The organism is Proteus mirabilis ATCC 29906 (genome assembly GCF_000160755.1).
GTDB classification, from domain to species: Bacteria; Pseudomonadota; Gammaproteobacteria; order Enterobacterales; family Enterobacteriaceae; genus Proteus; species Proteus mirabilis.
Map to the genome: position 1 here is coordinate 105,768 of NZ_GG668583.1, position 25,303 is coordinate 131,070.

At 40.5% G+C, this 25,303-nt stretch carries 25 protein-coding genes; 12 read left to right on the top strand and 13 right to left on the bottom strand.

Annotation, left to right across the window (positions count from 1 at the left end):
- Positions 1-23 precede the first annotated feature (23 nt).
- The 8 genes from HMPREF0693_RS16425 to HMPREF0693_RS16460 all read left to right on the top strand — a co-directional run bounded on the left by HMPREF0693_RS16425 (position 24) and on the right by HMPREF0693_RS16460 (position 9,078).
- Entirely contained in the window at positions 24-1,670 is a 1,647-nt protein-coding gene (locus tag HMPREF0693_RS16425) for a hypothetical protein (RefSeq protein ID WP_004246735.1), read from the top strand.
- A 10-nt stretch (positions 1,671-1,680) separates the two neighbouring features.
- On the top strand, positions 1,681-2,610 hold the full coding sequence (locus HMPREF0693_RS16430) for a dihydrodipicolinate synthase family protein (RefSeq protein ID WP_004249052.1): 930 nt from the start codon (positions 1,681-1,683) through the stop codon (positions 2,608-2,610).
- Positions 2,611-2,632: 22 nt separating this feature from the next.
- A complete protein-coding gene (locus tag HMPREF0693_RS16435) occupies positions 2,633-3,685 on the top strand; it encodes a sialidase family protein (RefSeq protein ID WP_004246737.1) in 1,053 nt (350 codons plus the stop codon).
- A gap of 20 nt (positions 3,686-3,705) precedes the next feature.
- Positions 3,706-4,680 carry a tripartite tricarboxylate transporter substrate binding protein gene (locus tag HMPREF0693_RS16440; RefSeq protein WP_223293382.1) on the top strand — a complete coding sequence of 325 codons (975 nt, stop codon included), beginning with the start codon at positions 3,706-3,708 and terminating at the stop codon, positions 4,678-4,680.
- A 57-nt stretch (positions 4,681-4,737) separates the two neighbouring features.
- The gene (locus tag HMPREF0693_RS16445; protein ID WP_004246739.1) at positions 4,738-5,199 is read left to right on the top strand and encodes a tripartite tricarboxylate transporter TctB family protein; all 462 of its coding nucleotides are present in this window, start codon (positions 4,738-4,740) and stop codon (positions 5,197-5,199) included.
- A 19-nt stretch (positions 5,200-5,218) separates the two neighbouring features.
- Positions 5,219-6,733 (top strand): tripartite tricarboxylate transporter permease, encoded by a 1,515-nt coding sequence (locus HMPREF0693_RS16450; protein WP_004246740.1) that lies wholly within the window; start codon positions 5,219-5,221, stop codon positions 6,731-6,733.
- 60 nt (positions 6,734-6,793) lie between these two features.
- The gene (locus HMPREF0693_RS16455) at positions 6,794-7,798 is read left to right on the top strand and encodes a LacI family DNA-binding transcriptional regulator (protein ID WP_004246741.1); all 1,005 of its coding nucleotides are present in this window, start codon (positions 6,794-6,796) and stop codon (positions 7,796-7,798) included.
- Between the two features lie 689 nt (positions 7,799-8,487).
- Positions 8,488-9,078, top strand: coding sequence for a DUF4291 domain-containing protein (locus HMPREF0693_RS16460; RefSeq protein WP_004246743.1), 591 nt, complete (start codon positions 8,488-8,490; stop codon positions 9,076-9,078).
- A gap of 48 nt (positions 9,079-9,126) precedes the next feature.
- Here HMPREF0693_RS16460 and metF read toward each other — a convergent pair whose 3' ends face one another.
- A complete protein-coding gene (gene metF, locus HMPREF0693_RS16465; RefSeq protein WP_004246744.1) occupies positions 9,127-10,026 on the bottom strand; it encodes a methylenetetrahydrofolate reductase in 900 nt (299 codons plus the stop codon).
- Positions 10,027-10,313: 287 nt separating this feature from the next.
- On the opposite strand from metF, the gene HMPREF0693_RS16470 reads away from it, so the two are divergent.
- Positions 10,314-10,670, top strand: a complete 357-nt coding sequence (locus HMPREF0693_RS16470; RefSeq protein ID WP_004249056.1) for a DUF488 domain-containing protein — start codon at positions 10,314-10,316, stop codon at positions 10,668-10,670.
- A 133-nt stretch (positions 10,671-10,803) separates the two neighbouring features.
- Here the strand turns inward: HMPREF0693_RS16470 and glpD are convergent, their stop codons facing one another.
- The 6 genes from glpD to HMPREF0693_RS16500 form a co-directional block, all read right to left on the bottom strand.
- Complete coding sequence (glpD, locus tag HMPREF0693_RS16475; RefSeq protein ID WP_004246748.1) at positions 10,804-12,297, bottom strand: glycerol-3-phosphate dehydrogenase; 1,494 nt, start codon at positions 12,295-12,297, stop codon at positions 10,804-10,806.
- A 297-nt stretch (positions 12,298-12,594) separates the two neighbouring features.
- Complete coding sequence (locus HMPREF0693_RS16480) at positions 12,595-13,353, bottom strand: DeoR/GlpR family transcriptional regulator (RefSeq protein WP_004246753.1); 759 nt, start codon at positions 13,351-13,353, stop codon at positions 12,595-12,597.
- Positions 13,354-13,391: 38 nt separating this feature from the next.
- Positions 13,392-14,231, bottom strand: a complete 840-nt coding sequence (glpG, locus tag HMPREF0693_RS16485; RefSeq protein WP_004246754.1) for a rhomboid family intramembrane serine protease GlpG — start codon at positions 14,229-14,231, stop codon at positions 13,392-13,394.
- Between the two features lie 18 nt (positions 14,232-14,249).
- On the bottom strand, positions 14,250-14,576 hold the full coding sequence (glpE, locus tag HMPREF0693_RS16490) for a thiosulfate sulfurtransferase GlpE (protein ID WP_004246755.1): 327 nt from the start codon (positions 14,574-14,576) through the stop codon (positions 14,250-14,252).
- A gap of 180 nt (positions 14,577-14,756) precedes the next feature.
- Positions 14,757-15,335, bottom strand: coding sequence for a Fe-S biogenesis protein NfuA (gene nfuA, locus HMPREF0693_RS16495; protein ID WP_004246756.1), 579 nt, complete (start codon positions 15,333-15,335; stop codon positions 14,757-14,759).
- A 60-nt stretch (positions 15,336-15,395) separates the two neighbouring features.
- Positions 15,396-16,088: a DNA utilization protein GntX gene (locus HMPREF0693_RS16500; protein WP_017827133.1), complete on the bottom strand. Its 693-nt coding sequence runs from the start codon at positions 16,086-16,088 to the stop codon at positions 15,396-15,398.
- A gap of 39 nt (positions 16,089-16,127) precedes the next feature.
- On the opposite strand from HMPREF0693_RS16500, the gene bioH reads away from it, so the two are divergent.
- Positions 16,128-16,913, top strand: coding sequence for a pimeloyl-ACP methyl ester esterase BioH (gene bioH / locus HMPREF0693_RS16505; protein ID WP_004246758.1), 786 nt, complete (start codon positions 16,128-16,130; stop codon positions 16,911-16,913).
- Between the two features lie 25 nt (positions 16,914-16,938).
- Here bioH and HMPREF0693_RS16510 read toward each other — a convergent pair whose 3' ends face one another.
- From HMPREF0693_RS16510 to yihI, 6 genes are all read right to left on the bottom strand, one after another.
- Entirely contained in the window at positions 16,939-17,385 is a 447-nt protein-coding gene (locus HMPREF0693_RS16510) for an OsmC family protein (protein ID WP_004246759.1), read from the bottom strand.
- Between the two features lie 217 nt (positions 17,386-17,602).
- On the bottom strand, positions 17,603-17,836 hold the full coding sequence (locus tag HMPREF0693_RS16515; RefSeq protein WP_004246761.1) for a FeoC-like transcriptional regulator: 234 nt from the start codon (positions 17,834-17,836) through the stop codon (positions 17,603-17,605).
- Positions 17,837-17,856: 20 nt separating this feature from the next.
- On the bottom strand, positions 17,857-20,187 hold the full coding sequence (gene feoB, locus HMPREF0693_RS16520; RefSeq protein WP_004246762.1) for a Fe(2+) transporter permease subunit FeoB: 2,331 nt from the start codon (positions 20,185-20,187) through the stop codon (positions 17,857-17,859).
- Positions 20,188-20,236: 49 nt separating this feature from the next.
- Positions 20,237-20,473, bottom strand: a complete 237-nt coding sequence (feoA, locus tag HMPREF0693_RS16525; RefSeq protein WP_004246763.1) for a ferrous iron transporter A — start codon at positions 20,471-20,473, stop codon at positions 20,237-20,239.
- A gap of 392 nt (positions 20,474-20,865) precedes the next feature.
- Positions 20,866-22,314, bottom strand: coding sequence for a DUF4026 domain-containing protein (locus HMPREF0693_RS16530; RefSeq protein ID WP_004246764.1), 1,449 nt, complete (start codon positions 22,312-22,314; stop codon positions 20,866-20,868).
- Positions 22,315-22,527: 213 nt separating this feature from the next.
- Entirely contained in the window at positions 22,528-23,028 is a 501-nt protein-coding gene (gene yihI / locus HMPREF0693_RS16535; protein ID WP_004246765.1) for a Der GTPase-activating protein YihI, read from the bottom strand.
- 189 nt (positions 23,029-23,217) lie between these two features.
- On the opposite strand from yihI, the gene HMPREF0693_RS16540 reads away from it, so the two are divergent.
- Entirely contained in the window at positions 23,218-24,693 is a 1,476-nt protein-coding gene (locus tag HMPREF0693_RS16540) for a glycosyltransferase family 39 protein (RefSeq protein WP_004246766.1), read from the top strand.
- A 1-nt stretch (position 24,694) separates the two neighbouring features.
- Positions 24,695-25,243 carry a GNAT family N-acetyltransferase gene (locus HMPREF0693_RS16545; RefSeq protein WP_004246767.1) on the top strand — a complete coding sequence of 183 codons (549 nt, stop codon included), beginning with the start codon at positions 24,695-24,697 and terminating at the stop codon, positions 25,241-25,243.
- The last annotated feature ends 60 nt before the right edge of the window (positions 25,244-25,303 follow it).

Sequence of the window (25,303 nt, forward strand, 5' to 3'; positions counted from 1 at the left end):
GTTTACCTTACCAGGGATATCTTATGTTGAACTTAAATCTACCAAAATTACCGGACGTTATCAGTGCAGAAGCTAATGAGATCCTGATGGTTACTAATGCAGACTTACGTGAGCCTGCAAACGTAACATGCTGGCCTGTGCAGAAAAAATTTGAAGATAAGCTAGCCGCTGCATTAAAAGCACAAGGTTACACCATGAAACGTGCACATAAAATTGATGAAGCACGAGGCCATGGTTTTATCAGTAGTCAGCGTGAAGGTTGCGATATGTTTGCGGCTATCGATCCTGATGCACCCGTTATTGTGCTATTAACCGCATGGCAATACTCACACCATATTGCCTCTTCATTAGCGCATCATCGCGGGCCAATTCTGTTGCTGGCTAATTTTGATGGTACATGGCCGGGGCTAGTTGGCATGTTGTGTTTAGCGGGGACGTTAACCAGTTTAGGTAAAAATTATTCACGCTTATGGTCAGAAAATTTTGACGATACATTTTTTATTGATGGCTTAGCTACATGGTTGAAATATGGTTATGTAAATCATCAGCTTAGCTATCTTAAAGAAGTTGCGCCAACACACAGGGTAATGGCGACAGAAGCTGGCGAAGTGGGTCGAAAAGTCGGCGAATATATAATTAAAAATAAAGAAATAATAGGTTTGTTCGATACATTCTGTATGGGAATGATTAATGGGGTCTTCCCACAACAGGCAATGATCGATATTGGTATGCCCATTGAATCACTCTCTCAATCTGCATTATTGGTCGAAATGGCAAAAGTACCTGATGCATTAAGAGAAGAGTGTGTGCAATGGTACGAAAATAATGGCATGACGTTTAAGTTTGGTACAGATGATAAAACTGAACTGACTCGTGAACAGGTGAAAGAGCAGTGTGCCATGATGATTGCAATGGCGCGTTTCGTTAAACGCTTTGGCTTAACCGCTGTAGGCGTGCAATATCAGCAAGGATTGAAAGATTGTTGTCCTGCCTCTGATTTTGCCGAAGGTGCAATTGGGTCAACGGCACGCTTCCCGTTACCGGATGAAAATGGCGACATTATCAGCCCTAACACACCGATCCCTTGTATCAACGAAGTCGATATGGGTACAGCTATTCCACAAACGATGTTATGGCGTTTATTAACCTCGTTAGGCTTGCCTGCAGAAACAACATTACACGATATTCGTTGGGGGAGTGAGTATCAGGGAACCTTCTACTGGGATATGGAAATTTCCGGCTCTGTGCCTTTTGAACACCTTAAAGGTGGGATCAAAGGCGCAACAGGTTACCGTCAGCCAGCTATGTTTTTCCCTAAAGGGGGATCAACTATAGCGGGTCAAGGTAAAGCAGGGCGTTTGTTATGGGCACGTGCACACTATCAAGGTACAGATGTGATTATGCATATTGGTACAGGTATGGCGGTGGAATTACCGGAGGCAGAGTTTGAACGTCGCCGTCGAGCCACTAACTACGAATGGCCATTACTCAACTGTACTTTAGATGGTGTAACTCGTGATGATCTTATGGCGGGACATCAAAGTAACCATATTACAGTGGCTTATGTTGATGACGATAAATTGGCGTTTGTGCTACAAGCCTTTGTTGCTCAAGCACTGACTCAAGGTATTCAAGTGAAAGTGGCAGGTGATGCCATTAATTTACTGTAAGGAATTTATAATGAGTCAGCAAAAATACGTTGGTGTTTGGCCTGTGATGCTCACTCCTTTTGATACTAAAGGAGAGATTGATTGGGCGTCATTAGAGCGCCTTGTCGATTGGTATATCGATGCAGGTGTACATGGGTTATTTGCCGCCTGTCAATCAAGCGAAATGTTTTATTTGAGTGATGAAGAAACACAAGCACTCACCCGCTTTATCGTTGAAAAAGCGGATGGAAGAGTACCTGTTGTTGCTTCTGGCCATACGGCAACGGCCTTAAGCCAGCAAAAAGAACAACTGCAGGCAATGGCGAGTACCGGCGTTGATGGTGTTATTATGATCAGTAATCGCTTAGCGCAAGTGGGCGAGTCTGATGATAAGGCGCTGGAAACGCTACAATCCTTAACCCATGCTGTACCTAAAGAGATTGATTTGGGTATTTATGAATGCCCTTATCCTTACAAACGCTTGTTATCTGAAGAGATAGTAGAGTGGTGCGCACAAAGTAATCGCTTTACCTTTATTAAAGATACTTGCTGTTCTCTTCCTCTCATAGAACGTCGCTTAGCATTATCAAAAGGAAGTCGTTTGCATCTAGCCAATGCTAATAGTCAAACCTTATTAGCGTCATTCCAAGCAGGATGCCAAGCATATAGTGGTGTTATGGCTAACTTCCACCCCGAACTTTATGTCTGGCTGTATGAAAATTGGCAGGATAAACCAGAGCAAGCTGCGCTATTAGCTGATTATTTATCAACAGCTGCGATGACTGAAACGCTGGATTATCCTGCCTGCGCTAAATATCATCAGCGCCTGATCGGCAATTTCGCGACACTGGTTTGCCGCTCTCGTAATAGTAGTCAGTTTGAAAACTCATTTTTCCCTTCTGCTGTTAATAGCATGACGGCATTGGGTGAAAATATGAAGAAGTGGCTTTCGTTAAATTAATTTAGGACACAGGAGTAGGAATATGCCTTTCGTGATGAAGGAAACCCAGTTTGTGCTGGATAATGCACATTCACTTTTTAATCACTGCCATGCTTCAACGATTGTGCGTGTGCCTAACTCTGAGCGTTTATTAACCGCTTTTTTTGCTGGCGATAAAGAGGGTAGCGGTAATACCGCTATCTGGTTGGCGATAAAAGAGGGAAATGATTGGCAACCCGCTCAACCTGTGGTTAAAAATCCAGGTGTTGCGCACTGGAATCCAGTTTTACATGTTGACCCATCAACAGGTAATATCTGGCTGTTTTATAAAACGGGTCCTGATGTACATAGTTGGACGACCCAATACGTTATCTCGAAGGATGGCGGAAATAGCTGGAGTTTACCAAGTGAATTGGTTTCGGGTGATGTAACACCTAGAGGTCCTGTGAAAAACAAAGTATTAGTGATGTCAAACGGCGAGTGGTTAGCACCGGGGTCGGTGGAGGATGATCGATACTGGGATGCGTTTGTCGATATTTCTAGCGACAATGGTCAACACTGGCAGCGAGTGGATATTCCGATTGCCCATCATCAAGGAGGGCAAGCGGAGCATGAAATCTGGCAAGGGCTAAAGGACGATGCCTTGTGGGAGACTGATCTACAACGTGTTTTTCAATGGGATGGCGTGATACAACCAACACTATGGGGATCTCAGCCTGGACATGTGCATGCCATGATGCGCAGTACGCGCGGTAAAATTTATCGTAGCGATTCAACGGATTATGGGCGCAGTTGGTGTCCGGCTTATGCAACAACCTTACCAAATAATAATAGCGGCATTGATGTCGTCTCCTTCGCAGATGGTCTGTTGGCATTGGTATATAACCCGAATTCAGGCAACTGGAGTCGTCGTTATCCTATCTCTGTCAGTCTTTCATCCGATAATGGCAGTACTTGGTCTGAACCATTCGATTTACTCGATGGGGAAGGCGAATTTTCATATCCGGCTATTATTGCTGAAAACAATACCCTACATGTGACTTTTACTTGGAACAGAAAAAACATTGTTTATCAGCAGTTAATAGCTACTCAATAAAAATGTGGAGAAAGGGTTTTATGAAAAAGAGTCTACTCGCAGCGTTGGCGCTTACGATGACATTGGGCATGGGGAATGCTGTAGCCCAACAGTTAACGTATCCTACTAAAAATATTGATGTGGTTATCCCAAAAAACCCGGGGGGAGGTACTGATACTTCTGCACGGACTATCATTGAATTTGCTAAAGATGTGATGCCAGCAGGGCGTATCTTTGTACCGGTTAATAAACCCGCAGGTAATGGTTTAACTGGGTTAATTGAAGTGGCAAATGCGCGTCCTGATGGCACTAAATTAGTCATGACGACGGTTGAATTAGCGATGTTCCCACATCAAGGTAAGTCACCCGTGACCTATAAAGACTTTACCCCGATTGCGACAACGATTGCTGATCCGGTTGTGCTCGTGGTGAATGCTAATTCACCTTATAAAACATTGGAAGAATTTATTGCCGGAGCAAAAGCGAACCCTGGTAAATTAAAAATTGGTAACTCAGGTATGGGAGCTATTTATCACCTCGCGGGGGTGAATATCGAACGTACTACGGGAACTAAGTTTAATCATATTCCTTATAACGAAGGTACAGGCCCCTCTATTGCTGCATTAGTGGGCGATCATATCGATGGCGTATTAACCACACCCGGTGCGGTTAAATCACAAGTTGATGCGGGTATTTTGCGCATTCTCGGTGTGATGGATGAACGTCGCTTCCCACTTATTCCGGATGTTCCAACCTTTAAAGAAGCCTTAAATCTCGATACCAACGTGAAAATGCGCGCATGGGCTGTATTAGCCACAACAGCAGGTGTGCCTGATAACGTTAAAAATGAGTTAGTGGGGGCATTTTCAGAAGTGGTTCAAAAACCAGAATATCAAGAAGCATTGAAAAAACAAGGTATTATGCCAGTATTTATCGTCGGTGACGATGCGTATCAAATGATGAAAGAAGATCATGAGATGTATGCTGAATTAATCTCAGCCACCCTGAAAAAATAACCTTTCTATAATAAACCACCCTATCCGCAAGTCGGATAGGGTCGGGGAGATCCCGACATGACTAAAATCAATACAATCATCGGTGCGATTTCAGTAGCTTTTGGGCTACTTATTATCTATCTCTCCCGTGATATGAGTATGTTTGATGAATATGGTGTACCTGGGGAGCGTTTTTGGCCTTACGGTTTAGCCATCTTATTTATTTTACTGGGGATTTTTCAATGGATAGGTGTCGTGGTTGATAAAATTAAACATGTACACCAGTCCGTAGATTTAAGTTCGACCGCAGTTAAGCGTGCTTATGGCTTAGGCATTTTTATGCTGCTATATGCAACAGGTTTATATCTATTTGGCTTTATTGTTCCATCATTGCTTCTTATCCCAATCATTATGTGGTTGATGAATGAGAGGAAACCTATTGCCATGGTGGTGATCCCGATTGTGATTGTAGCCGCGGTTTATGTTTTCTTTGACATTATTTTTAATTCACCTCTGCCAACCTCTGTCTTTTTTGAGTAAGCGGTAAAGGAGCCTTGGTATGGAAATTTTAGATGCTTTAATGGTCGTTTTTAGTTTAGAAACGATAACAATGATCCTGTTAGGGGTTTTCGCGGGGATTATTATCGGCGCATTACCGGGTTTAACAGTGAATATGGGCATTGCACTGTTACTCCCACTGACTTACTCCTTTCAAGGAATGACGGGGATCTTATTATTATTGGGAATGTATTGTGGGGCTGTTTATGGTGGCTCCATTACCGCGATATTAATTAGTACACCGGGCACACCTGCATCTGCAGCCACCGTCTTAGATGGCTATCCGATGGCTAAAAAAGGTGAAGCAGGGCGAGCATTAGGCTTATCAACCATGGGGTCGATGTTTGGTGGTGTATTTAGTACTATCGCTTTAATTGTTATTGCTCCTCAATTGGCAAAAGTGGCGACGGGATTCTCTGCTGCTGAATATTTTGCTCTTGCGGTATTTGGCATAAGTATTATTACCAGTGTATCATCGCAATCGATTGTGAAAGGATTAATGGGGGGCGCGATTGGTCTTGCAATTGCCACTATCGGGCTTGATCCTATGACAGCAGGGCCACGTTTTACGTTTGATACCGTGTATCTTATGGGGGGCGTCTCGTTTATTCCAATCCTCGTGGGACTCTTTGCATTTTCTCAAGGCTTGATTAGCTTTGAAGAAGAGTATCGTGAGCGCAAGCAGAAGAAAAGCGAGAAAATTAATGCCCGTATTCATCGTGTATTACCTACGTGGCTCGATTTTAAACGTGTTTTACCTACCTATTTTCGTTCATCAGCGATAGGAACGGCTATTGGTGCTATTCCTGGGACTGGGGGAGATATTTCATCTTTTATCTCGTATAACGAAGCAAAACGTTGGTCAAAACACCCTGAAGAATTTGGAAAAGGATCACCCGAAGGGGTTTCAGCACCGGAAGCGGGGGCTAACTCGGTGACGGGTGGCACCATGGTACCTCTAATGACTTTAGGTATTCCCGGTGATGGCGCAACGGCGATTATTATGGGAGCTTTTATGGTGCAAGGATTAGCGCTAGGGCCACAGTTATTTACGGATAATCCCGTTGAAGTGAACAGTATTTTTATCGGCTTAATGATGGCGAATATTTTTCTCGGTATCTTAGGCTTCTTGTGTATGAAACTGTTTGTACGTGTGATGGATGTACCACGAAGAGTATTAGTACCCATTATCTTTGTGTTGTGTAGTGTGGGGGCTTATTCAGTTAACCATAGCATCATTGATGTTTTTGTGATGATGGGGGCAGGATTACTGGCTTATATTATGATTAAGCTCGATTTTTCGATGTCTCCGGTGGTGATAGGTATTATCCTTGGGCCAATGGCAGAATCTAACTTACGCCGTGCTTTAATGATGTCTCAAGGGGATTTATCGATTCTCTATACACGACCTATTACTGCGACATTCCTCGCTATTGCACTATTAACACTGCTGTTACCTATTGTCGGACCTGGGTTAAAATCAATGTGGAAAAAATGGCGTAGTCAATCTGCTTAATAAAGGTTAATCCGCCCTCATTGTTAGCAAAATGAGGGCAATATCAATGACGGAACATTAATGGCAAAAACAGTTGAACAAATTGCAAATGATCTGAATTTATCTATCACCACAGTACGATTAGTACTCAATGGTAAAGGTGATCAATATCGGATAAGTGCAAAAACCCAGAAAAAAATTGCTGATTATGTCGAAGTTTTTGGTTATACCGTTAACCATGCGGCAAGAAGCTTAAAACTCAATAAAACAGATACCTATGGTCTGGTTATTCCTCGGCTGTCCAACCCCTTCTTTGCTGCTTTAGCGGAAAAGTTAGAGATGCATTGTCACCAAATTGGTTGCCAGCTGATGATAAGTTGTACCTATGGTGATATTAAAAATGAAAATAAGCTCGTAAAGTCTATGGATGAGCGTAATGTTGATGGGATTTTTATTGTTTCAGCGAGTCGAAAAAATCAGCAACATCACGTTAAACATCGTCAAAAGCCTTTAGTGTTCTTAGATAGAGATTTTTCTGTTAGTAATGCAATTTGCGTGGCGTCTGATAACTGTGATAGTGGTGCACAATTAACGAAAGCGATGATACAGCAAGATGCGCCAATCCACTTTTTTGCCGGTGATGCTCTTCTTCCTACTATTGCAGCCCGTTTGCGCGGTTATGTTCAGGCGATCAAAGCCCATTATGGTGATGAAAGCCATGTAACCGTTTCCTATGCAGAACATAACACCACCAAAGATGGTGAACGGATGATGAAGCAATATCTTGAACAACATCGGCAGATCCCCAGTCATTTTATTGCCTCATCACTGCCCATTTTAGAAGGCGTATTAAGTGCTATTCGCCAAACAGAAGGTGTTATTCCCGCACATATCAATATAGGTACTTTTGATGATCACGTTATGTTAAGTTTTTTACCCAATAATGTCTGGTCAATGAAGCAAGATGAAACCTTATTGGTAGAAAAAGCCTTTGAAATCATGACAGCTAAGATAGCTGGTAACGTAGTGAAAGCACCTCCATTAATTAAAACACAACTTATCAAACGCCTAATTGCAGGAGCATGAGTCAAATATCGTGATTATTCGCCTCACTTTGTGAGTAGAATAAGCTTTCTATTCGCCTCATTGGGGGGATGTATGTGGTTAATGGCTACCCATTCTCTTCTGATATGATGAATGTTATATCATCAGATATGCGACTTTAATGTAGGCTATGTATGAAAAAAATATTTTCTTTTTTTTAAAAGACTTTAAACAATCTTTAATATTAAGCATTATTGCTATTTTTTTGTTCTTTATAGTGTTTTGATTGTTCGGTTTTTTCCCTATTTCTATGGTCGAATACTATTAGTATCATTTGTGATTATTTGCTTAATATTTTCCTTTCTTCCTATAAAGAAAGAAGGAAAGAGAAAATAATTATTTAGTCAGCGCTAGTGATCAGAAAATAAAAGAGAACTTAATATAAATTTCGTGATCGAGTCGTTTTGATAATCAGTACAATGTATTGAGCGCCTTGGGCGCTGGTGGACGTAGTGTAAGATATATTTTGCAAGATTAAATTTTTTATTATTGCAGCGATAATGGCCATTTTAATTTATGCGCTTTATGATCATTCTTTTGTATGGCTTGTCACGGTGTCATATTCTATTAAATCCCTAATGAAAATAGGGACTCTTGATTATCTCTGGTTAGAGGCTCATAATTTAAGCAGATAGCTCCATTTTATTAATATAAAAGGATATTAAAGAAAGATGAACGATGATGTTGACCGATGTCCTGAGTGTCAAGTAAGGGCATATTATACGGATGATTTTGTCCGTGTTTACCAAGCCTATTCTACTACTATCGCTCAGAGCGCAGTCGCAAATGGTACTTTTGTTTCTCCCCCTTTTAGTATGACCCGTATGACTTGGGTAAAACCCTCCTTTCTTTGGATGATGTATCGCTCAGGGTGGGGGCGCAAAGATCCCAATCAAGCGTCTATTTTGGCTGTTGATATTACCCATGAAGGCTTTCAACAGATGCTAACACAAGGTGTGGTCAGTCATTTCGATCCAGACCACTATGTGAGTGCCAAAGAATGGCAAGAAGCAACAGAAACCAGTGATATTCGTATTCAGTGGGATCCTGAACGAGATATTTATCTTAATCGCTTAAGTTATCGCACTATTCAAATAGGGTTACGTAATCAAGCAGTAGAAAAATATTGCAATGAGTGGATTGTTAATATTACCGATATTACTGATAAAGTGCGTAAAATAGATACTTGTATTACTAATGGCGATCTAGATACTGCATATAGTTTACTTCCTATCGAGCAACCTTATCATTTTGCAAAATAATCTCGCCTAGAAAAACCCCGCCAATAGACTATGGGCGGGGTGATAAGACTAAACCTTCGCAAGTTGTGGGCGAACACCTAATGTATGGCAAATGGCGTAGGTCAATTCAGAGCGGTTAAGAGTGTAAAAATGGAAATCTTTCACGCCCTCACGGCTTAAAATTTTCACCATATCAATAGCGATAGAAGCCCCAACCAGTGCGCGAGTTTCTGGATCGTTATCTAAGCCATCAAACATTTTATGCATCCAACCGGGGATCTTCACATTGGTTAATCCGGCAAAACGTTTTAACTGTTTAAAATTGGTGACAGGTAAAATACCCGGAACAATTTCTACATCAATACCCGTTGAAACACAGCGATCACGAAAGCGTAAGTAACTTTCTACATCAAAGAAAAATTGTGTAATGGCTCGATTAGCGCCCGCATCAACTTTCTTTTTTAAATTAATAAGATCAGCCTGTGCGCTTTTAGCTTCGGGATGCACTTCTGGATAAGCAGCAACCGAAATATCAAAATCTCCTACATCTTTCAGTAAATGAACCAGATCAACGGCATACATATCTGGCTTCTGGCTGTTATCAGGTAAATCTCCCCGTAGCGCCACAATATGACGAATGCCACTTTGCCAATAGTCTTGGGCAATATGCTGTAATTCTTCACGACAGGCATCAATGCAGGTTAAATGTGGTGCCGCCTCAAGGCCTGTACGCTCTTTTATATCTTTAATAATGGCATGTGTTCTATCTCGTTCACCTGAATTTGCACCATAAGTGACCGAAACAAAGCTAGGTTTTAAGGTATTTAAACGAGCCAGTGATTGCCAGAGTGTATTTTCCATCTCTTGTGTGCGAGGAGGAAAAAACTCAAAAGAAACTTGGATCTGGCCATCTAATTCAGCAAGATTTTGATTAAGCGCTTCATGCTGGCTTGCGTGATAAAAGCTCATACCTATACCTCATCAATCGTTGTGTCACATGTTGTTATTGTTATTCCGTTAAGTATCGCTACTTATTTACCCATCTAACCATTTAGACGTCTAGATGTAGATTCTCTTAATTCGGTTATTTAGTCAACAGTTATTCACCTTAGTTTCAATGAGGATAATTCAATCGGAAGAAGAGAAAATTTCATGTTGTACGATGACAACCTTAAATAACGTAAAGTCGCAGGAGGGATACGTTTGAAGATTTTCTTCTATAATAAAATTAACTCATTGATTGAATGGGAGTAGAAATGATCACTTGTAAACGTGTCTATGATGATAAAGACGGTAAGCATGAAGGTTATCGTGTATTAGTGGATAGATTATGGCCTAGAGGGGTGAAAAAGAGCGATTTTCATTATGATGAATGGAATAAAGCGCTCGCGCCTTCTACTGAATTAAGAAAATGGTTTCATGAAAATGGCGATTTCACACAATTTACGGCTCGCTATATAAAAGAATTAGAAGCAATACCGGAAAGTTGGCAACCACTATTGAAGGTAGCCAAAGAAAAACCATTAGTGTTACTGTATTCCGCTAAAGATGAAAAACAGAATAATGCTGTGGTTTTAATGGAATTTTTGCAAAAACAGTGCAAAACCAGCTGAAGCAATTATCGATGGGTTTGTCAGGTGTAATGTCAATAGCATCATATGCGGCAATAAAAAAAGTGGCGCTATTATCGCGCCACAAAAATTGCTAATAAGAACATTGAACAGAGTCAGAGAATATTTTACTGCATTATGCTGTGTGCGTATTTGCCTCTAACCATTGCGTAATACGTTGTTTTTGTTCATCATTAAGCCACATACCAAGTTTGGTACGACGCCAAATAGCATCATCAAGCTCAATCACCCACTCATGTTTAACTAAATAACGTAATTCAGCTTCGTAAAGATTATGACCGAAATTTTCGCCCATTCCGGCTAAATCAGTAATTCCTTCTAGCAACACTTCAGTATTGCTACCATAAGTGCGAGCAAAACGTAGTGCTAATGCTTCTGGTAACCAAGGATGACGTTGGCGAATAAGGCGTGAATAGCCATCACGATCGTAACCTTCTAAGTTCCCCCCCGGTAATTGACCCTCTTTTGTCCACGCTTGACCCATATTAGGGAAATAAGCATTTAGCTTATCAACCGCGTGTTCACCGAGTTTACGATAAGTCGTTAATTTACCACCAAACACAGAGAGTAGTGGTGTTTTACCATTATCATCATGTACATCTAAGGTATAGTCACGAGTGATAGCTTGTGGCGAATCGGATTCGTCATCACATAATGGACGCACCCCTGAATAATTCCAGACGATATCGTCTTTGGTCAGTTGTTTCTTAAAGTGGTCGTTATAGACTTTTAATAAGTACTCAACTTCATTGTTATCAATAGCCACATCTTTTGGATCACCTTTGTATTCAACATCAGTGGTACCAATAATAGAGAACTCATCCATCCAAGGGATCACGAATACAATGCGGTTATCTTCATTTTGTAAGATATAGGCTTGGGGTTCATCGTGAGCACGTGGGATCACAATATGGCTACCTTTGATTAAGCGAATACCATAAGGTGATTTTAATTTTAACCCTTCATCGAATAATGTTTTAACCCAAGGACCGGCTGCATTCACTAATGCTTTTGCTTGGTAGCGAGAAGTTTCTCCGGTGCGTAAATCTTGTGCTTCCACCATCCATAAATCGTTTTCACGCCAAGCGCGCGTCACTTTGGTACGAGTACGAACTTCACCGCCACGACGAACGATCTCTTGCGCATTTAATACGACTAAACGAGCATCATCTACCCAACAGTCGGAATATTCAAAACCACGAGTTAATTCAGGTTTTAAGACAGAGTTAGCCCCGAATTTAATACTTTTACTGCCCGGTAAACTGACACGTTTGCCTAGGTGATCATAGAGGAATAAACCAATGCGGATCATCCATGCTGGGCGTAGATGAGGTTGATGCGGTAAACGGAAACGCATCGGAAATGCGATATGAGGCGCCAAACGCAATAAAACTTCACGTTCAGCCAATGCTTCACTGACTAAACGGAATTCGTAATGCTCTAAATAGCGTAAGCCACCATGAATTAATTTTGAGCTAGCGGAAGATGTTGCACTGGCTAAGTCTTGAGCTTCCAGCATTAATACTGAAAGGCCTCGGCCTGCTGCATCCGCCGCAATTCCAGCGCCGTTTATTCCGCCGCCGATGACAATCAAGTCTTTAGTTTCCATAACATCCTCCTAAGAATGCGCGAAACAATTCTTTAATGTTCGTTTTCGCTCATAATTGTAATGAATTTTGTTGGAAATGCCAACTATATAACCGATAAAAAACATTACTGCGTGATATAAATAACAATTTATTATCATATCCCTACATTTAGTGTGCTTATTAACTGAAAAGAACAAATGATGTTATTGATAAGAATAGGAAAGGGAATGAGGTTTGACAAAAGAATAAATAGGTAAAAAAAGCGGAAAATTTTAGGAAAAAGTACCTCGAAAGGTACTTTTTAATAGAGGGTTATCCTAGCAAAGCTCAAGCTGAACGTTATGTTGTTCAATAATTTTTTGAATGCCTGATGGTGGCTCTTGGTCGGTGAAAAGGTAATCAATCAGATTCATATTACCAAGATTGACCATCGCGTTACGGCCAAATTTAGAGTGGTCGGTCACTAGCATAACACAACGAGAATTTTCGATTATGGCACGTTTAGTGCGGACTTCATGGTAGTCAAATTCCAACAAAGATCCGTCCATATCAATACCACTTATCCCTAAGATGCCGTAATCAAGGCGGAATTGAGAGATAAAATCCAGGGTGGCTTCACCGACAATACCACCATCACGGGTACGCACTTCGCCACCCGCTAAGATCAAGCGAAAGTCTTCTTTATCCATCAATAAAGTGGCGACATTCAGATTATTAGTGACGATACGCAGATTTTTATGGTTAATCAGTGCATGGGCTACGGCTTCAGGGGTAGTACCAATATCAATAAATAGTGTTGCACCATCAGGAATTAAGCTAGCAACACGTTGGGCAATACGTGATTTTTCATCAGACCACATGATCTTACGGTCGTGGTAAGCGGCATTCACTGAGCTAGATGGTAATGCAGCGCCTCCATGATGACGTTGGATTTTGTTCTTTTCCGCTAATTCATTTAAATCACGTCGGATAGTCTGTGGGCTGACCTCAAAATGTTCCACCAATTCTTCGGTGCTGACATAGCCTTGTAAGCGTACCAGTTCGATGATGGCATCATGCCGTTGTGTTTGCTTCACAGGTGTCCCCTAAAGTTAAAAATATCATGTTAATTTTATTATGATTGACGAGATAATTGATGTCGATTATCCCACAAAGCCATCAATAAGCCGATAAGGAAGCCGGCAAAATGTGCAGCATTTCCGATAGAATCACCTAAAACGCCCATATAACCCGCGATTATCCACAATATGGAAAAAACAATTAAGCCGGTAGGAACACCGATCCCTTTTTCTGGAGCCCGCAAACCTGTTAAGCCAACATAGCTAATTAGCGCGTAAACAACACCAGAAAGTCCACCAAAGTTGGATTCTGCAAACAGTGATTGTGCCCAATTACTAAATAGCGCAGAAATGAGCATAATGACAAATAATTTGCCTGTACCCAGTTGTTTTTCTGTTTGGCTGGCTAAATACCACCACATCGCTAAATTAAAGGCGATATGCATGAGCGAAAAGTGAACAAATGCTGGGGTGATATAACGCCATAGTTCAAAATCGAGACTAGCATCGTATGGCCATGCAAGGTGTAACATGACATTGTAATCGCCCACTATTTGCTGCCAGATAAAGACGAGCACACATAAAATAATGGTCAAAACCGTTAAAGGGCCTGATTGTTGCACCATGCTTTTGATTGAAAAAGCCGGGCGATATTGTAGACCCGTACGTTGAGGCGTACCTGTTTGCCAACTTGCCGCTTGGTAACGAGGGTGAAAAGGTTCACGAAGAAAGGTTTTTAGCTCACTTTCAACCTGATTGAGTTGTTGTTCGTTTTCCAACCAAAGGCTGACTTGTTGATTTTCTGTTTTTGCGTGGATCCGAACACCTTTTGTCGCCATATAATTGACGAACATATCAGCAAGTTGCGGGTTAGATAGTGTGATAATGTGGATCATTGAGAAACTCATCTGTAATTATTGCAGAGAAGTTATCGCTTGAGGAAACTCTCTTAGCCATGCTTCAAAACCGCCATTAATACTATATACGGTTTCAAAGCCCATATTGACCAGATATTGTGCTGCGCCTTGGCTACTATGACCGTGATAACACATCACCATCACAGGAACATCAAAATCCGCATCTTGTAGAAATTGGTTAAGCGTATCATTTGTTAAATGAAAAGCGCCAGTGGCATGACCAAGACGATAACTTTGCGGATCTCTTACATCAACTAAAATAGCCGATTGAGATACCCAAAATTGATAGGCTTGTTCAATACTAAGAAATTGAAAACTATCCATAATTGTCTTATTTATTATATTGTTAATTACATTGTTATGTTCTGAGCGAGAGAACGATATCACTATAATAACGTCAAATCAGTAAAGATGGCGTTACCTTTTGTAAATGATAATGGCATATACACAAATCCCCTAGGATATCTGTGCAGGTGAATATCAAAGGGGATTTGTAATAGAGGATCAGTAGTAGGAGTGATCACCACGTTGGTGTTCGGTTAAATCTTTCACGCCTTTTAACTCTTCTGGGAACAGGTTAAGTAGCTCTTTTTCGATACCATCTTTTAAAGTGACATCAATCATGGAGCAGCCATTACAACCACCACCGAATTGTAAGATAGCATAGCCATCTTCAGTGATTTCCATCAAGCTTACGCGGCCACCGTGACTCGCTAACTGTGGGTTGATTTGTGATTGCAGTACATATTCAACACGTTCAATTAAAGGCGCATCGTCAGCCACTTTACGCATTTTTGCATTAGGTGCTTTTAATGTTAATTGTGAGCCTAATTGGTCTGTGACAAAGTCAATTTCTGCATCTTCTAAGAAAGGTGCACTGATGTCATCAACATAAGCAGAAAGTTTTTCAAATTTAATTTCTGTGTCGTTCGGCTCTACTGCATCGGGTGGACAGTAAGAAACGCCACACTCAGCGTTAGGTGTTCCTGGGTTAATGACAAAAACACGGATTTGAGTATTGGGTTCTTGATTAGCCAATAGTTTGGCGAAGTGTGCCTGTGCGGCATCAGTAATAGTAATCATATCGTCTTGCTCAATAGTTGACTGTTCTGGTTGGTTATCATACGCCCAATTGACGGTTAACTACAAGGTTCGGCAAATAGCCCATACCTCAACAGAGCGTGCTCCAGCACGAAATAGCAAAGGTACAATAGCATTGAGCGTTGCGCTTGTGGTGATAACATCATCAATCAGTGCCAGATCCTTGCCTGCCACTGACACTGTGCGATTTACGATAAAGGCATTATCTAAATTTTGTTGCCTTTGTTTGGCATTAAGATGTGTTTGTGCCAGTGTAGCACGAGTTCTTATCAAGGTATTAGGGTGATAAGGACAATTTAACCATCTTGCCAAAGGTTTAGCGATAGCCTCAACTTGGTCGAAGCCTCTACGCCAACGACGATGTCGATGTAGCGGTACGCTAATAATTTGCTCTGGCTTGCGAACTAAATTCTCGCGACGATGAGCAAGCCACCGTAATAAAAAAAGTTTCGCAAGACATAATGCTATCTGAGGGCGAGGATGATATTTATAAAGGTGTAATAATTTATTAAGCGGTGGGCGATAGTCAGTGACTGTCAACATCTGTTTCCAGCGAGGTGGTGATCGCAAACACCGTCCACACAATATCATTGAGTGGGTAGAGGGATACAAACATCCCGGACAACGATTATTTTGTTGTGGCAGATGACGAATACAACTTGAACAAATGCTGTGGTTACCATACCGCAATGGTTGACGACATAACCAGCAATATCCTGCTATTGTTATCAGCATAGTGAACATCCCTGTAAAATAAGAGAAGAGAGCATAACAATGAATAAATTGTATTGGCAGACTTTAGGTGAAGGAAAAACGCATCTTGTGCTGTTGCACGGATGGGGCTTGAATGCTCAGGTTTGGCAATCAATCATCACGCGATTAAGCTCGCATTTTACCCTGCATCTGGTTGATTTACCGGGATACGGCAGAAGCCAAGGTTTTCCTGTGCTAACGCTTAAAGAGATGGCTGATATTGTTTTTTCACAGGCACCTGAAAAAAAAGCCATTTGGCTAGGATGGTCATTAGGGGGATTAGTGGCAAGCCGTATTGCACTTGATAATCCTAATAATGTACGGGCGTTAATTACCGTTGCCTCTTCCCCCTGTTTTGCTGCTCATGAAACATGGCCAGGAATTAAGCCAGACGTGTTAAAAGGTTTCGAGCAGCAATTGAGTGATAACTTTCATCGAACGGTTGAGCGCTTTTTAGCCTTGCAAACACTCGGTACTCAAAGTGCTCGTGAAGATACTAAGGCCTTGAAAGCGGTCGTGTTGGCACAACCTTTGCCTTCCGTTGAAACATTAAACGGCGGGCTGGAAATTTTACGTACAGAAGATTTGCGAGAACAGCTTACTACCTTATGTTGTCCTTTTATTCGGCTTTATGGTTATTTAGATGGTTTAGTGCCAAGAAAAGTCGCAGCTTTATTAGATGCTCATTATCCTGACTCTCCTTCGGTTATTTTTCGCCATGCCGCACATGCTCCCTTTATTTCTCATCCGGATGAATTTAGTGAAACCTTGTTAAAGCAGTGTGAGGCCTTATCAATTCTGGCATGAATGAAGAGGTTATAACGCTAATAGACTATTCAAGATGATATAGAGTTTCGCATTCTGGTGGGTTGGTTATGGTATCTAATATAGGGCAGGTTCGTTCAATAAAGGCGATAAAAGCTTCTATTTCTGTTTTACTATTATCTGCTTGGATATAGAAATGCGTCGTTATCTTACTAAAGCCGATTTTAGCCTGTTTATTCTTTCCCATAAAGCCATCGATATCTAGCTCGCCTTTTACCTCAATACGAATATTATGGAGATTAATATGGTGTAGGCGGGCGAAGCTCTTAGCAACAATGCATTTACAAGCACCGAGTGTGCCAAGTAGCGCTTCAACGGGGGTCATCGCGGTGTCGTTTCCACCCAATGAAATAGGCTCATCAAGTAATAATTGAAATTGGCGAGAAGCACATTGCATCTGCAACCCACCTTGTGTACCCGTAGAGATAATGGATGAGAATTCAGTGATCGGCATAATTTATTATCCTAATAAAGGTAAATGTATATAATTTCATTTTGGACATTTAGATGTCTTTATGGCTATTTAAGGATTGGATTATGCGCAGGTGGTGGGAAAAGTAAAATGAAGAATAACCAGCAAAAGTTGAAAAAAATTCATTTTGATTATCAGAAAAACCCCCTGTGAGATAGCAGGGGGATATGGAAGGTATATGTTTAAAAGAGACAGTGAGTTAGGAGCGTAACTGATAAACTTTAGTCTGACATGCGGTGGCTTCAGGGCAGCTTTTACAGCTACCCACCAAGCACTCTTCTACATCGACCTCTTGTAATTTACCCATTAACGTAAGCCGCTCTAACATCGCTTTTACCATAGGTTCAGGCATATTAAGCTGATGGCTGACAAGACGAGCATCAGCCCGACCGTTAAGCGCGACACAATCACGAACTTGCATCAAACTTGCCATCTTATTTTTCCTTTTGTGACTTAGTGACAGCTACCTTGTTTACCACAGCACTGTTTCGCTAATGAGCGTTTGTTACTTAAATTAAAACTGAGACGATGACGAGATTTACGTAATAGTACAAAGATAATTAAGTTAAATATCAATACAGCAGCAATGGTGATGGTACTACTTTGTGGATGTTCGCTAAATGTCGCTGTTTGGTAGAATAACGCGGCAAGTGAGTAAGCAATATTTAATCCCCAAAGAATAGAGAATGTCATCCAACCACGACTGGTTTCACGAGCAATAGCTCCCATTACGGAGACACAAGGCACATATAGTAGAACGAAAATTAAGTAGCTATAGGCCGCTATTGCACTACCAAATTTGCTGCCCATGGTACCCATAGTCCCCGTATCCATTTCACCATCACCTTTACTTGCCTCAATAGGATTGGAAAGTGCGGCGAATGTAAAGGTTTCTTTTAAGCTATCCCAAGTTTCAGCAAAGGCGTCACCAATTTCGCCCCATAGATCAAACTCTTCAGGAACGAAAGGTTCATTAACAATACTTTCTGCGGTGTACAGTGTATTTAATGTTCCCACAACCACTTCTTTTGCCATTGCCCCAGTGACTAAACCAACGGTAGCTTGCCAGTTATCGTTATGCACACCAATAGGTTGCAATAACGGAGTGATTACTTTACTGACGGAAGCGAGGGCAGAATCATTAATACTATCAGCCGCTTTACCGGAAAAAGTGAAGCTATTTAATGCACCAATAAACATACTGGCGATGATAATCACTTTACCCGCGCGGATAACAAAGCCTTTTAAACGTTGCCAAGTTTGTATTAATAAGGTTTTGATATGGGGAACGTGATAAACCGGCAACTCCATGACAAAAGGAGAAGCTTCACCTCGCATAATGGTATGTTTGAGTAGTAAACCCGTCAAAATAGCAACAAGGATCCCTAATAAATAAAGTGAAAAAACCACGCTGGCGCCATTTTTACCAAAGAATGCGGCAGCAAAAACAGCAAATATGGCTAAACGTGCACCACAAGACATAAAGGGAGCCATTAAGATAGTAATTAATCGCTCTCTTGGGGCGTCTAGAGTACGTGCCCCCATAATAGATGGGACGTTACAACCAAATCCAACAATCAGCGGTACAAAGGATTTACCGGGCAATCCTAGCGCTTGCATTAATCTATCCATCACGAAAGCAGCACGTGCCATATAGCCAGAGTCTTCAAGGATAGATAAAAAGAGATACATCATGCCGATTTGTGGTACCAGAGGGAGTACAGTATTAATACCACCACCAACACCTTGAGCAAGGAAAATAGTTAACCATTCAGGGAAATTGAATGTTGCACCTAGCCATTGGATCCCATGTATAAAGATAGCTTCAGAGCCACCTTCAAACGCGGGCTGCAATGCTCCACCAATATTGATGGCAAGCACAAACATTAAATACATGACAAACAAGAAGATAGGAACACCTAACCAGCGATTTAATATCACTTTATCGATATTTTGTGTGAGCTGATTGGGCTTAATGGACTCCATATTAATGACTGCATGGCAAATACGCTCAATGTTTTGATAACGTGCATCGGCAATCACTAATTCTGGCTCATTACTATGCTCAGTTTGAATGCGCTGACGAATGGCTTTTATCTCTTGTGAGGTAATTTCAGCACGTTGATGAGTATAGATATCTCCTTCTAAACATTGTAATGCCATCCAACGGCGTTGCTGTAAATTGAATTCATCGTGATTAATTTTTTCAGCTAAAGATTCAACTTCGTTTAATAACCATATTGGATAAGAAGTTAGTAACTCTTCGGGTTTTCTTTTGGTAGCAGGAAAGCTATCAATAGTGTCTTTCAGTTTATCAATCCCTGATGCCTTGGTTGATACCATAGGGATCACTGGACAACCGAGTTGTTCAGAAAGCGCTTGAATATCAATTTGCATATTTTGGTGTTCAGCAATATCAAGCATATTTAGTGCCACGATACAGGGAATACCGAGTTCAAGCAGTTGTAATGTGAGATAAAGATTACGTTCAAGATTGGAAGCATCTACAACGTTAATCAACATATCTGCTTCATTACTTAAGATGAAGTGACAAGCAATTTGCTCATCAAGAGAGGTCTGTTCTGAAATTGTTGTTAAAGAATAAGTGCCCGGTAAGTCAACTAATTCAATTTTATGATTTTTGGTTGTAAAGCGACCTACCTTACGTTCAACAGTAACACCCGCCCAGTTACCGACACGTTGACGAGAGCCTGTTAACTGATTAAAAAGCGTTGTTTTACCCGCATTAGGATTACCGATAAGACCAATAGTAAGAGGAGTCATAATAGTGATGCCAGTAGTTGTATTGCCTGAGTAGTTGATAAATAAGCTGTTATTTTTCGTTATGAGCGATTTCGCTAAGATTTATCAAAGCGAGATCTTTTTTACGCAAAATTAAAGAGACCCGATGAGTTTCAATTTGGATAGGATCACCTAAAGGTGCGATACGGATCACATTGAAAATAGCGCCTGGCAGCATCCCTAATGATAATAGCTTCTGCCGATAGGCAGGGCTAATTTGCGGGGAATAGCTGAGGATCTTGTAGCTATGATTTGGAATGAGAGACATAAAACGTCCTTCCACTAATTATATTGATACAAAAAATAATGATACTGATAATTATTAACGCATTTAAAAAGAAAACGCACAAGAAAAATAGGGTGATTAGGTAAATATTTAATGCAAATGAGAATTATAACCATCTTTATTGAGTATAATTTAGCCCACAATGGCTATGTGTTCTCTTGATGTACATCAATTTAATTTATAATAATGGTCGAAAAGCTATCAGATAAATGCCGTGAAGGCTGTACTGTTATTCATCAAAAAACAAACTGTAACAGTTAGAGATAATTGCGCATCATTAGTGTAACAATCAGTGAATGCTATTAACGGGATCTATCATTAAGGTCATACTGACAGATCCCGTTGCAGAGAATAGTGCTAGTTAATTAGTGGGATTAGTGAGTCTGCTGGTGGCTAAAAAGTTGATAAATCGTATTAGGGGTATAACTATAACCTTCATAAGAGATAACCCAATCAGTGATGAACGCAATATCAATGGGATAAATGCCACCTTCTTCCATTTCTTGTACATAGAATGGTACGTTAAGTAACTTAGCATAAATTCGGTCACCTTCTCGAGACTGAGGGATAAACCACATGTGCTCAAGCTCTTTTTCTTCCTTATCACCATAAGGAATACCAAACTTAATCATAAATTGCCATGGGCTCTCAGTTTCTTCATTGCTCTCTTTACTACCTAATAATTTTGCCAAGAAACCGGTTTTTTTCTCTACGGGGGGCTGATTGTAGTTATCAAACATGGAGAGAAAATATTGCCAACGCCTTTTGGCCTTTTCTGCCATTTCGTAGGTTTCTTCGTTACTGCGTAGTAGCATCATGGCTTGTTGTTCTTCATAACCTTTAAAGAAAGTTTCTAAAATAGGGTTTTCTTCATTAGTTCTAAATAACATCGATGATGGGTGCTGATGATATTCGTCTCTATCAGCCATATCGCCCAGAAATACGCCATGTGGTGCCCCTTGAGTGTTATAACGCATCTCTTCTAATGGTCTAAGACTATCTAAAGGTGTGGACTGATTAACGTGACGTATACCTTCTTCAAAGGGTAGCGCGACTAAATATTCTAATCCTGACGAAGTTTGTCCACAAAGCATCGGCTCGCCAAATTCAATTTGGCGGTTGTTAATACTGTTATTGACGAAGCAACGGAAAAGATCAGGAATACCGTAGTAAGATTCCAACATGCTTGGGATAACTAAATCAACTTCAGTTAAGCCACAACGTTGCAAGCCATGGGTATGAAACCAGAACATGGTTGGTGGATCATTTTCTGTATCGTAAACTGCATGAATAACATACAAACTTTCTACTTCAGGATAGAGATCGGGTGTCTCCAATTGAAAGCGTATCCATTCGGGAGTTAATCCTTTACCTGCGGCAGATTCATCCAGTGCGAGGATCATTTCTGGCGCAATTATGTTCAGTAGATTGAGCTGATGGCGATAACTCGCTAAAGGATGTAGGGTGTCAGAGAACATCGTTTCTAATAAGATGTCTTGAGTGGTGGCATTGGCATGGGCTAATAGCTCAGGAGTCATCTCATCTGTCGCATACATAGGACGTATTTGATAATCTTCTGATCGTGGTAGCAGACAGATAAAAAAATGGAGCTCATCATCGCCATGTTGGCAATGATAGAAAAAACCTTCATCAAGATCATCACTAAGATAGCTTATCTCACCATCTGTGTATTCGGTCTGTTCTTCTAGGCGTTGTTCTATCAATGCATAGTTTAGTGGCTGTGCAGGGAATGCCACTATACGAGAGGGCTCTTTTTTTCCTTGCCCTGCGGCGATATCTAAATAGTGTTGTTTATTATCCATACTTATTATTACTCGTATATTAAAAGAAGAAAAATAGAATATCAGGGTTAATTAATAAGAAATAGATAGAGTTGTCTGAGCTTTTATTTAAAAAATAAATTTAAATAAAAAATCATAATTTCTAATTATGACTCTCTAAAATAGAGAGAAAGGAAATGAACAGATACCAATATATATTTGGTATCTGTCAGATTAAGATAGGGTAACGATAAATTACTTACCTTTTAATAACTGCATAATATCTTCTGTTTTTTCTTCATCGTCATCTTCTTCAAACTCAATGCCTAATTCCGCCATTAACGCATCGATGCGATCAAGGGTTTTTTCAGTATAAGCTTGCTCTTCTGGATTGAGTTTACCCCCTTCTTCCAGACGAGAGAGTAATTCATCTAAACGAGTATCATTCTCTAAGAGTGCTAACTCTTCTTCTAACGATAAGCGCATAGGCTCCATTTTTGCTGGCGCGGATTTTTTCTTATCTACTTTAGGCGCCTGATTATCCACGATGAGTGGAATTGGTTTTTTACTACCAATACGTGGATCTTTCTGTTCATTGGTTTGCGCTTGCTCTTTTTTCATCGCTTCCTGCTGACGGTTACCAGCAGGATTGCCACGATGCTTTTTCTGGCGCTTACGTTCACGTCCTTCTGCATTTAGCTCTTCACGTGTTTTTTTACGCGTTTTAGCTGCGGGTTTTCTTTTAATCATATTCATAATGGTAACTCGATTTGTGATCTTATTGGTTGCGCAATCTATCAGAAACTATTTTGCGATAAAAGCACGAATTTAAGACAATTTAATATTTACTCACGTACAATGTAGCGCTCGGTTTACTATACTTTACTGTATTGTGATAGCAATTAACTATAAATTTAAACTAATTAACTTAACATTCTGTTTATTATGACATTATCATTTGCTCGATTACGCAAACCAGTTTATTGGTGGATAATTGGTTATGCGGTTTTATGGATTATCGTCAGCTATTTATTTGATCCCACCGTACCTTATGATGCCGTAGAAGCGGTTAACTGGGGTACTAATGGCGGTTGGGGCTCACCTAAAAACCCTTGGTTTGTTGGTTTTATTATGTGGCCAGCCATTTATGGTGGTATTGATTTTAGCTTTTATTGGTATTTTATCCACTTTGTGATGATAGCCATCGGCTTATTAGGTGTTTGGAATTTAGCCTATAAGTTAACCAAAAATTATCACCTAGCTTGGTTTGCCATGTTAGGTTTAAATTTATCAGGAATTATTAATTTCGATATCATTCCTTATAACGATAATTATATTTTAGTGGGTTGCTGGCCTTGGGCGCTCTATTTCTTTTTATGCGCTATCAATGACAACCCCAAATATTGGTGTGGATTCGCTGTAGTGATGGGAGTGGCTACTATGGGGAAATACTCCTCATTAGCCCTGATTGGTGCGGTATTCTTATTAAGCGTATTAGTACCTAAAGTTCGTCAAAGCTATCGCTCCCCTTATTTTTACTTTGCGATAGCTATCTGGTTGGCGTTTGTCATACCTAATTTTATTTGGTTGTGGCAAAACGACTTTGCCGCCTTTAAATGGGTCGACTCACAAATAGAAGCACGTTTTAATTTACGTACGTTACGTGCCGCTTTAACGGTTTTCTATCCAGTGCTACTAATGTGGGGAATTGTACGTCTTTATGGTGGGCGAGTTAGTTGGCGTACTTCTCAAGATAGTCAATTATTGAATTTTATTTTGCTATTCCCATTAGCGATTATTTTTATTTGGTTTAGTTTCCATGAAGGGGGACGCATCACTGAGTGGTTACAACCTTTTATGTCAGTGGCTACCGCTCTTTTTGTCGGCTCAATTAGTGTCATACCTAAGCGTTCATTACGTGGTGTGTTATATGGTTTAGCGGTTTTTGGTATGTTAGTGGTATCTGGTTATACGGTAGTACAAGCTGCTAATGTGCGTAATGCGGGTCAAAAGTTTATTGGTGTTAAAACCTTTGTACAAGATGTCGAGAATGCTTGGCATCAGCATTATCATCAGCCTTTATCTTATGTAGGGGGTGAGTATATGCATGAGTGGGTCACTTTTTATGGCAAAGATAGACCGCTATCAGCCCAACCCTGGATTGTCGAGAAAGATGTTCAGCCCCCTAATATTTATAACCGTCATATTACGTTGGCGCAATTAGAGGACAAAGGTGTCTTATTGATTGGCCCGGTGGGGTATTACTGTGATAAAGCCCATTTCGATGCGGGATTACAATATTGGCCGAGTTTAAAAATAGCAGATACTCAAGAAGTCATGTTTCGCTCTGAGCCCGATGCACTGGCAGAGCCGGTATGTATCGCTTTTGTCTCGCCTAAACAGCAATCAGAGAAGTTGTAAAATGCGTTATGCTGATATTCGTATTGAAACAGAGCGATTATTATTACGCTCTTTTGCCATGAAGGATGCTCAAGAGTGGTTCCAGATTATGAGCTCTCCTGAGGTTACTCGTTATTGGAGCCATCTTCCTTGGCAAAATATACAACAAGCGAAGGAAGATATTATTCAGGATATTACGCATATGGAGCGTAAGGAATATCTGCGTTTAGCCATTATTGATAAAGCAACAGATAAACTTATTGGCATGTGTGTATTCTTCAATCATCATCTCCATTCTTGCCGTGGTGAAATTGGTTATTGTCTTGATAACGCCTTTCAAGGAAAAGGGTTGATGTATGAGGCAATGATTGCTTTTATTGATTATTTAAGAACACATCTATCAATACGCCGTTTAGAAGCGGATATACATCCCGATAACCAAGCCTCTAGGGCATTATTAACCAAGCTTGGTTTTGAGCAAGAAGGCTATTTAAAGCAACGCTGGATTGTCGGTGATGAAGTGTCTGATTCCGCTATTTTTGGTTTGTTGCTACCAACTTATATTAAGTAATTTAAGATAATAAAAAGCACCAGTAATGAATATTATTGGTGCTTTTTTTATTATCAATAA

What these genes read in the sequence shown, in the direction of transcription:
- HMPREF0693_RS16450 (WP_004246740.1), top strand. Translation starts at nt 5,219, where the DNA reads ATGGAAATTTTAGATGCTTTAATGGTCGTTTTTAGTTTAGAAACGATA.
- HMPREF0693_RS16425 (WP_004246735.1), top strand. Translation starts at nt 24, where the DNA reads ATGTTGAACTTAAATCTACCAAAATTACCGGACGTTATCAGTGCAGAA.
- glpG (WP_004246754.1), bottom strand. Translation starts at nt 14,231, where the DNA reads ATGATCCACATTATCACACTATCTAACCCGCAACTTGCTGATATGTTC.
- HMPREF0693_RS16500 (WP_017827133.1), bottom strand. Translation starts at nt 16,088, where the DNA reads ATGCTGATAACAATAGCAGGATATTGCTGGTTATGTCGTCAACCATTG.
- HMPREF0693_RS16470 (WP_004249056.1), top strand. Translation starts at nt 10,314, where the DNA reads ATGATCACTTGTAAACGTGTCTATGATGATAAAGACGGTAAGCATGAA.
- HMPREF0693_RS16430 (WP_004249052.1), top strand. Translation starts at nt 1,681, where the DNA reads ATGAGTCAGCAAAAATACGTTGGTGTTTGGCCTGTGATGCTCACTCCT.
- HMPREF0693_RS16510 (WP_004246759.1), bottom strand. Translation starts at nt 17,385, where the DNA reads ATGCCGATCACTGAATTCTCATCCATTATCTCTACGGGTACACAAGGT.
- feoB (WP_004246762.1), bottom strand. Translation starts at nt 20,187, where the DNA reads ATGACTCCTCTTACTATTGGTCTTATCGGTAATCCTAATGCGGGTAAA.
- metF (WP_004246744.1), bottom strand. Translation starts at nt 10,026, where the DNA reads ATGAGCTTTTATCACGCAAGCCAGCATGAAGCGCTTAATCAAAATCTT.
- yihI (WP_004246765.1), bottom strand. Translation starts at nt 23,028, where the DNA reads ATGAATATGATTAAAAGAAAACCCGCAGCTAAAACGCGTAAAAAAACA.
- glpD (WP_004246748.1), bottom strand. Translation starts at nt 12,297, where the DNA reads ATGGAAACTAAAGACTTGATTGTCATCGGCGGCGGAATAAACGGCGCT.
- glpE (WP_004246755.1), bottom strand. Translation starts at nt 14,576, where the DNA reads ATGGATAGTTTTCAATTTCTTAGTATTGAACAAGCCTATCAATTTTGG.
- HMPREF0693_RS16440 (WP_223293382.1), top strand. Translation starts at nt 3,706, where the DNA reads ATGAAAAAGAGTCTACTCGCAGCGTTGGCGCTTACGATGACATTGGGC.
- HMPREF0693_RS16435 (WP_004246737.1), top strand. Translation starts at nt 2,633, where the DNA reads ATGCCTTTCGTGATGAAGGAAACCCAGTTTGTGCTGGATAATGCACAT.
- HMPREF0693_RS16540 (WP_004246766.1), top strand. Translation starts at nt 23,218, where the DNA reads ATGACATTATCATTTGCTCGATTACGCAAACCAGTTTATTGGTGGATA.
- nfuA (WP_004246756.1), bottom strand. Translation starts at nt 15,335, where the DNA reads ATGATTACTATTACTGATGCCGCACAGGCACACTTCGCCAAACTATTG.
- HMPREF0693_RS16545 (WP_004246767.1), top strand. Translation starts at nt 24,695, where the DNA reads ATGCGTTATGCTGATATTCGTATTGAAACAGAGCGATTATTATTACGC.
- feoA (WP_004246763.1), bottom strand. Translation starts at nt 20,473, where the DNA reads ATGTCTCTCATTCCAAATCATAGCTACAAGATCCTCAGCTATTCCCCG.
- HMPREF0693_RS16515 (WP_004246761.1), bottom strand. Translation starts at nt 17,836, where the DNA reads ATGGCAAGTTTGATGCAAGTTCGTGATTGTGTCGCGCTTAACGGTCGG.
- HMPREF0693_RS16530 (WP_004246764.1), bottom strand. Translation starts at nt 22,314, where the DNA reads ATGGATAATAAACAACACTATTTAGATATCGCCGCAGGGCAAGGAAAA.
- HMPREF0693_RS16455 (WP_004246741.1), top strand. Translation starts at nt 6,794, where the DNA reads ATGGCAAAAACAGTTGAACAAATTGCAAATGATCTGAATTTATCTATC.
- bioH (WP_004246758.1), top strand. Translation starts at nt 16,128, where the DNA reads ATGAATAAATTGTATTGGCAGACTTTAGGTGAAGGAAAAACGCATCTT.
- HMPREF0693_RS16445 (WP_004246739.1), top strand. Translation starts at nt 4,738, where the DNA reads ATGACTAAAATCAATACAATCATCGGTGCGATTTCAGTAGCTTTTGGG.
- HMPREF0693_RS16460 (WP_004246743.1), top strand. Translation starts at nt 8,488, where the DNA reads ATGAACGATGATGTTGACCGATGTCCTGAGTGTCAAGTAAGGGCATAT.